Annotated in this window: 5 protein-coding genes and 1 pseudogene; 4 read left to right on the forward strand and 2 right to left on the reverse strand. The window is 40.7% G+C overall.

Annotation, left to right across the window (positions count from 1 at the left end; translation table 11 throughout):
• Nucleotides 1-136 precede the first annotated feature (136 nt).
• Together CDA54_RS19175 and CDA54_RS19180 are read right to left on the reverse strand one after the other, a co-directional pair.
• Nucleotides 137-409 (reverse strand): OST-HTH/LOTUS domain-containing protein, encoded by a 273-nt coding sequence (locus CDA54_RS19175; protein WP_099036660.1) that lies wholly within the window; start codon nt 407-409, stop codon nt 137-139.
• Nucleotides 406-543 (reverse strand): topoisomerase DNA-binding C4 zinc finger domain-containing protein, encoded by a 138-nt coding sequence (locus CDA54_RS19180; RefSeq protein WP_099036663.1) that lies wholly within the window; start codon nt 541-543, stop codon nt 406-408. The genes CDA54_RS19175 and CDA54_RS19180 overlap by 4 nt, the downstream gene beginning before the upstream one ends.
• Before the next feature lie 182 nt (nt 544-725).
• On the opposite strand from CDA54_RS19180, the gene CDA54_RS19185 reads away from it, so the two are divergent.
• From CDA54_RS19185 to CDA54_RS19200, 4 genes and pseudogenes are all read left to right on the forward strand, one after another.
• Nucleotides 726-1,421, forward strand: a complete 696-nt coding sequence (locus CDA54_RS19185) for an ATP-binding protein (RefSeq protein ID WP_099036661.1) — start codon at nt 726-728, stop codon at nt 1,419-1,421.
• Nucleotides 1,421-2,286, forward strand: a pseudogene (locus CDA54_RS19190) (WYL domain-containing protein). The gene CDA54_RS19185 and the pseudogene CDA54_RS19190 overlap by 1 nt, the downstream one beginning before the upstream one ends.
• Before the next feature lie 252 nt (nt 2,287-2,538).
• Nucleotides 2,539-4,737 (forward strand): DEAD/DEAH box helicase family protein, encoded by a 2,199-nt coding sequence (locus CDA54_RS19195; protein WP_099036662.1) that lies wholly within the window; start codon nt 2,539-2,541, stop codon nt 4,735-4,737.
• Nucleotides 4,727-7,219 carry a sigma factor-like helix-turn-helix DNA-binding protein gene (locus CDA54_RS19200; protein ID WP_218962437.1) on the forward strand — a complete coding sequence of 831 codons (2,493 nt, stop codon included), beginning with the start codon at nt 4,727-4,729 and terminating at the stop codon, nt 7,217-7,219. Before CDA54_RS19195 ends, CDA54_RS19200 begins: the two co-directional genes overlap by 11 nt.
• Nucleotides 7,220-7,253 lie beyond the last annotated feature (34 nt).

A 7,253-nucleotide genomic window follows, 5' to 3' on the forward strand; every position in this document is an offset into this window, starting at 1 on the left:
TCAAAGTGGAATCCCGCCCTGACCCTTAGTTAGCCTGTTGATTCTCGACCTCAAAATTCCCTAACTACATCTTTCAGGTAAAAGTTCATTTTAAGCCCAATGGTGCCAGTGAAACTGAGTGATACTAATGCTCAGACTAACCCGCTGCGATCCTGGGCCGGTAAAGAATGATCTGTGCTGTACCTTTGCCTTTTTGTTTGGTCATTTCGAATACGCCAGAAAGGCCTGCTATTAAGTCTGTGACTTTGGTTGCGCCGTAACTTCTGGGGTCAAAGTCCGGCTTGGCCCGTTTTATCAGTACATGGCCATGGGCGGATATCTCATCGAGTATGGAACCCAGCTTGGCAAGCTGAGCATTATCCGCATCAATCAACACGGCTATTTTCTTTTGTACATCCAGATCTTTCATAACACATCCTTATTCAGTTCTTGCGTATAGCGGCATTGCGGAAAACCCGAACAGCCTAAAAAACGTTTACCCGCATGTTGGCCCCGTTTGGCGGTTCGCTCTGTTAATGCCTGCCCGCACCTGGGGCATTGCAGTGCCTATGTATGCAGTGTTGTTCTTACATCCACTTTACAACCGTTTCAAAATAAATCACTATGATTCCAAAATAATAATGAATGATCATGAATACAGTGGAACCGCTGAACAACGCTAAGCCTTTCGCTAATAGATTAAAACCGGAAGCGGAAATGAAAAGGAATTGTTGGGGAGTAGGAGTATGAGCTCAGAGCACTCGCTCTGGCAGGAGATCCAACAGGGCGAAAGCAAGACTCTGGAATTCAAGCAACAGCTGCCGAAAGGGGAACAATTAGCAAAAACCCTGATTGCCTTCGCCAATACCAGCGGCGGAAAGCTGATACTCGGTGTGAATGATCTGCGCCAGGTTTTGGGTGTAAAGGAAGATGAATTTGATCTGATGGACCAAATTGCTTCAATGGCCCATGACCATTGCCACCCCACCCTGATGCCTAACATCCATCTGGAAACCGTGCAGGGAAAAACACTGGTCATCGTGCAAGTGTACCGTGGTAGCCAGTTGCCTTATTATCTGAAATCCAAAGGCCGGGAAAAAGGCACACATGTGCGTCTCAGCGCCACTAACCGCCTTCGCAAGCTTTGCCAGCAGGCGGGCAACCCTGAACCAACAATTAAGGAAACCGGGGACTTTGTGGATATCGAGTTTCACCGAACGGTTTCAACCGATGATGTGGAAGGTTCGGAGAAAAGTTCGGAGAAAACACCATCACTGCTTGCGTTGATCCAGCGGGATCCAAGAATCAGCGCCAGATCCCTGGCTGAAGAATTGGGTGTTTCCTCAAGAGCCATTGAAAAACAGATCGCTCAACTCAAACAACAAGGCAAACTCGATCGTATCGGGCCAGCCAAAGGCGGTTACTGGAAGGTTAAGGGATGATGCTCGACACCATCAGTTTTTCCCAGAAGCAGCGCCTGGCTTACATTGATTTTAGCCTGCTGTTTAAAGGCGTTATCTACCGCCAGGATGTAATCAACCGCTTTGAAGTGGGCTTGTCTGCCGCCACCCGTGACCTGAATATTTATAAAGAGCTGGCCCCGGATAACCTGCATTACGATGCCAGAGAACGGCGTTATTTTCAGACCCCGCAATTTAAACCCGTATTTGAGCACGATGCACAGCGTACCCTGACCAAGCTGGCTAATGATATTTCCGATGGCTTTGATGCCATCGGCGATATTCACTTCCCGGTGGAATCTCCTTCCAGCCTTAATGTGCCGGATATTTTTATTGTGGCGCGGCTGGTACAGGCCATACTCAACAATAAAGCGGTAAATGTAATCTACACCTCCCTTTCCAGCGGCTCCGGCAGCCGTGAGCTGGTGCCTCACGCCATTGTGGATAACGGCCTGCGCTGGCATGTGCGCGCCTTTGACCGCAAAACCCAGAGCTTCAGAGACTTTGTACTCACCCGTATCAGCAAAGTCACGCTTAAAGAAGCGCCAGAACAACATGAACAGGCCCAAGCCGATGCAGAATGGCAACGGCTGATCCCACTGCAACTGGTGCCACACCCAAAAAACATCGAGCATAAAACCGCTATAGAAATGGACTACGGCATGGAAAACAGCCAGCTACTGATCCAGGTCAGAGCCGCCATGGCAGGCTACCTGCTAAGAAGATGGAATGTGGACTGCACCGAACGCGGCACCTTAAAAGGCGCAGAATACCAGCTGTGGCTACAGAATCGCTTTACCCTGAATAATGTGGATAATCTGGNATAGCGCCTGGTTATATAACATGAACTATATATATGAACATATTTACTTCAAAGTAGATATAAATTGGCAAGAGTAACGACAGTGTGCCTTGGTAAAGAACATCCAAATGGCTAATGCTGATTTTGAAAAGCCTACTAAGAAAAATTGATGGATTATAATGCTATTATGGAATTTTATAGCAGAATCTGCCGCTTAGACACAAGCCGCAACGTAATACGCAATTTAATAAGGCATCTTGAAGACTCTGTTGGCACAGACTTAGGGAATACAGTCGCATGATTAGATATTTTAAAGATGTCGATAGGCTTTCACCTTCCGACTTTGAACTTTTTACTAGAGATCTATTTGTTGCATCTGGCTGGTCAGATGCTGAAATTACTAAGGTAGGTGGGGACTTTCGGCACGGCGATGGTGGTGTTGATATCTTCGCGTATAAAGGGAAGAGAAAGTTCGCAATTGAAGTTAAACAGCGCAATATTAATACAGCAGTTGATGTAAAAGCGTTGAACCAACTAGTTACCGGTGCAAAACTTGCAAACGTAACTAACAGGATCTTAGTAACAAACTCCTATTTCACATCTGAGGTGAAAGCCCGCGCTTTACGCTTAGGTGTTGAATTGATTGACCGAGACGAATTACAAAACCTCTGGGTCAAAAAGCATTCAGAAATTGGACGAGAAATAAAGCCCCGGAAGTATCAGAAAGATGTTATCAATGACGCTTTGCTAAAATACAAACAAGGTAAATCAAAATTGTTGATAGAAATGGCAACGGGACTAGGGAAAACATACACAGTTGCTCATCTCATTAAGCGTCTTATTCAAATTAACCATCACCGTCAAAAAGTACTTTTCTTAGCACATCAGGTAGAAATTTTGCTACAATCTGTCACTTCATTTAAAAATGTTTTAGGTATTGGGAACTACAGTTTTTCTGCCTGCTTTTCAGGATCAAATCCTGAAGATACCGATTTTGTTTTCGCGTCATTTGATACTTTATATGGTCAGATTGAGTCACTTTCAAAAAAAGAATTTGATTACATAATAGTCGATGAAGCTCACCACACCCCAGCCAGAACATATTCAGAGGTAATAAAACTATTTAAACCAAAACTGTTGGTTGGCCTAACTGCGACGCCTTATCGTGCAGATAATAAAGATGTTACTGTTTTTTTTGGTGGAGAAGCTGGTCATATCGGAAAATTTGACCTTGTCTGGGCTCTAAAGCATGCCAAGTTAGCTTTCCCGAAATATATGGTGCTACTTGATGATCTAAATCAAGAAAAAATTGATCAACTAGAAAGTGGACTATCTATTTCAGATTTGGATAAGCACCTCTTCCTCCATAAGAAGGACCAAGAGGTCGTCAGAATCATTGAAAAAACAATACTCGAAAAAGAAATTGACGATGTAAAAGGCATTATATTCTGTCGTAATATACAGCACATGAGACATTTATTAGCTTTCTTTGCGATTGGTTCCGCTACTTTAGTTCACTCTAAAATGTCGGATCAGGAGCGAAGGGAAAACATTCGCAATTTTCGTGAAGGAGATTTCAAGTATATTTTGGTGTGTGATTTGTTCAACGAAGGGATAGACATCCCAGAAACGAATTTACTCGTCTTTATGCGTTATACAGGGTCTCGAACGATATGGTTACAACAACTCGGTCGAGGACTGCGTAAAACTCCAAATAAAGACTATGTGCATGTCTTGGATTTCGTTGGCTCTTTAGAGCGATTGAATGAAATAAAGGAACTTACAAAAGAAATAGAACGCACCCCAACCGACCATGAGAATCTACTCGAAGACAATACTTCCCCAAATAAACGTGTAGTCCTCCACGATTCATCCATAGAAGTTAGCTACAGCCAAGAAGCAGCTAAAGTACTTACGCTGATTGAGAAAATGAAATTCCAGCTTAATAGCCGAGAAATACTAATCGACAAATTACGTAGATACCGAGAAAAAAATGGTAATATTCCCGAGTTTTTCCAGCTTGAACAAAGTATTGAAGATGTAAGCCTAGACCAAATTGCCACCCATTTTGGTTCTTATTTTAGTTATTTACTTGCATCTTTTGATCAAGACTTCGATTTGCAACCAATGGTAAAAAAATTACAAAAATTTGTCGCTAATTTTAAAAAAAAATCTTTAGTAACCCCCAGCTTAAGAGCCATCTCACTTCACTTTTCTCAGCAGCAACTATGTGAATTTAGTGAACGAGATATTAAATCCCTGTTACCCGACTTTGATTATCATTCATTAGCTAAGCCACATAAAGGTAAAGGTGATGTTCTTGGGGCTGAGAAAAAAACGCCAGCTAAAATTAAGTGTCAACTAGTGGAAAAATATAAAGAAAGAATTCGTACGAGATCGGACCTGAAGCTCTTATCAGAGTTTGAACTTCAAGCTATCAAGAACAAGTATCGTTCTGTATCCATATTTCTAAAGATTCTAAAAAATGACAGATAAAAATGAAGACTTTGAAGTAAGTATCAATGTTGAGCAATTAACGGCTGCATCATATAAACTACTAAATAGTCTGTTAGAAATGGACGAGCTTCAGTTAAGAAATTCAAGTTCATTTTGGGATGTTATTGATCAGCTCGACACCGTGTCCTTTAATACTATAAAGACAAATGTCTATTTTGCAGATCTATTGAGGGCAATACTGTTCACTAGGAGCAAAAGGAAAGAGGCTGTTATGGACTTTTTACCAAAGAGCACTCGGGATACTGAGAATAAATCAGTTAGATGTGATTCTATTTTATCACACAACTTCGGGAATGAAATTCAACACGATAGTAAGAAAGGGACACTATCTCTTCCGCCTTTGAATACAAATCTTGATATGCTAGATTTGCCGCCAAAGTTCATAAAATTAATTAAAAGATTAAAGAATGTTAGTGACAGCCCAGTTCCATTTTCTTTAGGCGAGAACTTGAAAGACCTTTTATCTTTGCCGGTGCATACCATTGAAAATCTTCCTGGCGTCGGAGCTTGGTATGTCTATACCTTTAGAGAACTAAAAACATTAGCAAATCAATACCAGTCAGAAGATAGTATAAGCAATTATGCTGAACCTAATAATAAGCTTGATCTTTCGTCTATTGATCTCAACAACATGAGAGTTAGCTTGATTAGCTTGGATGATAGGCTCCTCAAACCATTCGAAAAATATGCTCGATTTCATAATTTAGACGATATAGAAACTAGTATAGTTCATATTTTATCATTTAATAGAGGGGAGCTTTCTTCTTTATCAGGATTTGGTCGAAGGGCAGTGGATGGGCTTATGGAGCTCAAGAATTTAGTTGAAAACGAATTGCAATTAATTTCTAATGGGGAAATTAATTATAAAAATTTTGAGTCGAAACTTATTGTTCCAAAATGCATTAGCTCTCTTAGTCTTGAACAATTAGAGCAGCTTTTGCTTGATGATATCGATATGTTTTTGGATAGTCAATCTGATGACGAAGTGGATATTACGCAAAGGCGTTGGGGGTACGTAGAGGATAAAGAAACCCTCGAAGATATTGGCCAAAGTTATGGTTTATCCCGCGAGCGCATCCGTCAAAAAGCGGCTAAGAGTAATAAGATATTCTTGAGTTACTTGAGAATTAGTCCAGAAACCATATGGGATTTAATTGAACCAGAATTAGACAGCCGCTTCCCTGAAAAGTGGGAGGATCTATTTTCCTGCTTTTCTTCTGAAAAAGACTTTTATGAATTTCTAGAAATAATTTGCAAGCAAGATAACCTGTTTAACTACGTCAATCCGGAGATAGACAAATCGATATTCAATACGTACTTTTCTGAAAATGGTGCCCCTGCATTAATTGAAGACTTAAAGGATTATCTAGCCACACTAGAATTACCTAATGTTCGAAATCTGAGCAACGCCATTCACTACTTGGCCACACAAGGAATATTAAGTATAGAAGGTGAGCTTGCATGGCCAAGATTATTAAATAAATCTGAAGCCAGCGCATGCGTATTAGTTAATTACCCCAAAGGTTTGCCTTGGTTGGACATAGCCAAACTTGTAAATTCACAGTCGATTTCACGTTCAGATATTTATGAAGATCGACTAAATCATGAGGCGTTTAAGCACCCTGATTATATTTATTTATCCGGGAAAGGAATATACAAACATACTAACTTTATGAACTCAGGCGAGATCAATGTTGATGAAATTTTCTTTGAGTTAAAGAAGTTTGCCGAATCAAGTGATCGTGGAGTTTTTCATTTAAACGAATGTTACTCAGCGTCTGACGTTCTTAAGTGTATTGGCTACTATGAGATTCGCCATTTTGTTAAGCACTTTGGTGAAGATTATGGTGTTTATTTCGATGGTCTCTCACAGGCTGATTCGGTAAGCCTTAAAAAGGATTTTAAAAAAATCACGCAAGAAGATGTTATTATTGAGGCCTTGAATAAGCGTGAAAAACCTTATACAAAACCCGAAGTAGCAGGTTTACTTAAAAGTAAAAGCCTGGGGCATGCTGCCTTTCTTTTGGACAGATTGATAGAAGATGGTCGAATAGTACAATTTGATCGGATGCTTTATACAACGCCAGACAAGGCATATCGTAGTATTGACGTCAAGGCTTATGTAGACGCACTGCTAGATGTAATGATCAAATATGGAAAACCAGTCGAGCCATCTGTTTTCAAAGAAGAGCTAAATGAGAGGTTTTCAAAGAGTTACTCGAAGTACTTTTACGCTTCTATTGCGCGACTCTACTCAAATACTCAAGGATGGGAAAGGAAACATAGCCTTTACTCTATAAACAAGATTCCTTATAGAAATCTTAAAGACGTAATACAAAAGGTGTGCAGTTTGAATTTGTCAACAATTGAAAATATTGATGCTCTTCAAAAGCATGTTGCTATTACTAATGAGACAGCGTCTATTGCCATAACCAGTTGGCGAAACCAACCTACCGTCTAGTTACCGTATGAGAGTAACCGTCCGGTAAACCCCA

Source organism: Lacimicrobium alkaliphilum (assembly GCF_002591895.1).
Taxonomy (GTDB): Bacteria; Pseudomonadota; Gammaproteobacteria; order Enterobacterales; family Alteromonadaceae; genus Lacimicrobium; species Lacimicrobium alkaliphilum.